Raw genomic sequence first — 3,306 nt, 5'->3', positions numbered from 1 at the left:
CTGCTTTGTTAAACAGCTCGGTGCCTTCTGTAAAAAATGGACGGTAGTCTTCAAACTTTACTTCAAACTGAGAGAGATTTAAATACACATTGTCGCTTTGCACCTGTGCAAAATCCGGTATCAATGTCATGTCTAATGTAAAGCTTTCGTTAATGCCATACTTAACATCCATGCCACCACTTTTTATCACTTCGGTTACCGTACCTTTTGCAGTAGGCGAAACCCTAACACCGCCAGAAACATAGGGTAAAAAAGATAAACGGAATGGCGGGCTGATATTTTTTAACCCCACCCAGTTCCCCCATTGGTTAACATCACCATTTATTTTAGGATCCTGAGGGCTCCAGATACTGTTTTCATTTTCTTTACGTGTGAATCGGGCAAAATTTAAACCCCAATCCTGTTCTTTACTTTTACTAAATCTTATAGCGCTAAAAGGAATTTTCATTTCCGCAACCCATCCATCTTTTTTAATACTTACATTACTCTCCCATACAGCATTCCAGGTCCTGTCGAATCCTGTAGGTCCCACACCACCATTAGATTCTTTTGCATCGGCCTGTACACCTGCAGCAGAAACAATGAAAATAAAAGCATTTTGTCTGTCATGATAAGTATCAAAACCTACAGTTACATAATCCACATCTCTCAATACATCTCTTGCGGTTACCTGCTTACGTATATTTTCGGGATTATCATAAAGGTATGCCCCAACATAAACTGCCTCATTATCATAAGTTATTTTAATAGAAGTTTTACGGTGTGATGGTTTGCCAGCTTCAGGAAAGAATGTGATAAAATCTCCAACAGCACTTACATTTTTCCAGGCTTCGTCATTAAGCTCTCCGTCAATTTTTATAGATTGGGTAATTTTTACAGCAGGTAAACTTTTTACCTGTGCCATTAGTACAGATAGCAAAAAACTTAAGCAGAGAGTTAATATTAATCGCAAATTAGTTACAGTTAGTTTTCAAATCAAAGGTAAACCATTAATAGCTTGTTTTAAACAAATCGTATTTATACTAAGCCTGTATAGTAGAATTACTACGCCTTTCAATTTCTTTAGTAATTAAATTAAGCTCACGCCCTGTTTGGCCAGCAACTGAACTGTTTTCCTGAGCCCGGCGCATTAAATAAGGAATTACATCTTTTATCGGGCCAAAGGGTAAGTATTTACTAACTGAACAACCCGACTTTGCAAGATTGAAAGTAATATTATCGCTCATACCGTACAATTGCGAAAAGTGCACATGCGGATGATTATGTGGCAATTCTTTTTTATCCAACAATTGAGTAGTATATAAATTACTGTGTTCGTTATGCGATGCAACAATTACAAAAATTTTATCGAGATGGTCAATACAAAATGCTACCGCTTCATTATAATCATTGTCGCAGGCATCTTTGTTGGGTTGTATGGGGGATGAATAATTCATAGCGGCAGCACGGACCCTCTCTTTATCCATATAAGCGCCTCTTACTAATTTTGCACCTAAAATAAAATTTCTTTCCCGGGCAGCAGTATAAGAATCTTTTAAAAATTGCAACCTGTCGTGCCGGTAAAGTTGAAGGGTATTAAAAACAACTGCACGGTTTTTATTAAACGTATCCATCATTAAAATAGTAACTGCGTCCACAGGATCCTGTATCCATGTTTCCTCTGCATCTATCAATACGCCAATATTTTTTTTACAGGCCTCTTCACATACATGCAGCATTCTTAATCGCACCCGGTGCCATTCTTCTCTTTCTGCTGCAGATAAATTTTCAATGGCATTTAAATAACGTTTCATAAGTGTACCGCTTGCCGTATTCATAACAGCATCTATTTTTTCTAATAAAGCAAATCTTGCAAATCCTGTTACTTTAATACTGATGAAAGGAATGTTGGCTTGTGTGGCTGCATAGTTAATCACTTTGATAAATTCATCACGGGCATGGTCGAAATTTTCTTCGCCATCTTTTCCTTCTACGCCATAATCTAAAATTACTTTTACATTATATTCTTCTAATTTATCAGCCACTTTTGCAGTTTCTTCCAAAGTTTCTCCGCCAACAAATTGCTGAAAAATTGTTTTGCGGATAACCGTTTTTGTAAAGGGCAAATGGAGTTTAATAGCTACAGGCGTAATTTTTAAACCCAAATTTACCAGCCATGGCTTGCCCATTGAGGAGAAAAGGAAATGCGCTTTTTTAAGTTCGCCATTATTTTTATGTGCAAAGGCAATTGCTGTATTTTCGAAAGAGATGCTATTATTTTGTCCGTTCATAATTTATAATTCAATGTTCGAAATTCGAATATTGAAAACGAACTGCCAAATAAAACAATACATTTGAATTCTGAAATGCTGCCTGGCCAAAAAATAAAACTCATTTTTAAAAAGTTGAACTTCCTCTTTAGGATACCAGACCTATATTGCCTGGTGATTAAATGGTTGCAGTACCATTTCACTTACCACACCACTTGCCGGCTGCTGGCATAAAAACCAAATTGCTTTTGCCGCTTCTTCGGCCTGCACCATTTTATCCCGTTGCACTTTTAAATCAATCGTATCCCAAAAAGGAGAATCAACACCGCCTAAAAATAAATTGGTAATGCGTATGTCAGTTCTTTTTAATTCTTCCCGTATGCTTTGCATCATACCTACCAATCCATATTTGCTGGCACTGTATGCTGCTGCACCAGCCATGGGCACTTTACCCAACACACCGGGAATATTTATGATCAACCCCTTTTTAACTGTTTTCATTGCAGGTAAAAATGCTTTTACCAATAAAAAAGGGGCATATAAATTATAATTTAAGGAACGCAAAAAATCTGACTCATCAAGCGTATCCATCGTTTTAATTATCCCGATGCCTGCGGCATTTATTAAAATATCTATAGTAACTAATTGCTGAAAATATTTTTCTTTCAGTTCATTCACCGCCGCTGGCTGAGAAATATCTAAAACAAATGTTCTTTCTTTTTCAATACCGCAATCTTCCGCCACCTGATCAAGTTTTTTTTCATTTCTGCCAGCCAAAAATAGTATGGCACCACTATTAGCAAGAAGTTTAGCGGTTTTAGATCCAATACCCCCTGTAGCACCAACTAATAAAATATTTTTTCCTTTTAAACTTTCCATAATTAAGTATTTGAAAAACTAAACAAAACAGCTTTCATTTTGTTTAAACCTTTCAAATAATTATGAAGGCAGTAACGCTTATATTCCCACACCAGCTTTTTAAAAATCATCCTGCCATACTTACGGGCAATAAAATTTATTTAATAGAGGAAACACTGTTTTTTAATAAATATAAATT

3 protein-coding genes are annotated in these 3,306 nt (G+C 36.2%); all 3 read right to left on the bottom strand.

Going from position 1 to position 3,306, the window contains the following annotated elements; all coding sequences use genetic code 11:
- Positions 1 to 904: carbohydrate binding family 9 domain-containing protein (locus tag ACY65O_RS14305; protein WP_462221537.1), on the bottom strand; the 904-nt coding region annotated here is incomplete at its 3' end.
- A gap of 118 nt (positions 905 to 1,022) precedes the next feature.
- Entirely contained in the window at positions 1,023 to 2,270 is a 1,248-nt protein-coding gene (locus ACY65O_RS14300) for a proline dehydrogenase family protein (protein ID WP_462221536.1), read from the bottom strand.
- A gap of 141 nt (positions 2,271 to 2,411) precedes the next feature.
- The gene (locus ACY65O_RS14295; protein WP_462221535.1) at positions 2,412 to 3,128 is read right to left on the bottom strand and encodes an SDR family oxidoreductase; all 717 of its coding nucleotides are present in this window, start codon (positions 3,126 to 3,128) and stop codon (positions 2,412 to 2,414) included.
- Positions 3,129 to 3,306: the final 178 nt, after the last annotated feature.

It is taken from the genome of Ferruginibacter sp., assembly GCF_031430955.1.
In the GTDB taxonomy this organism is placed as follows: domain Bacteria; phylum Bacteroidota; class Bacteroidia; order Chitinophagales; family Chitinophagaceae; genus Ferruginibacter.
The sequence above is the reverse complement of the archived record's forward strand: the minus strand, read 5'-3'. Positions and strand labels throughout refer to the sequence as shown.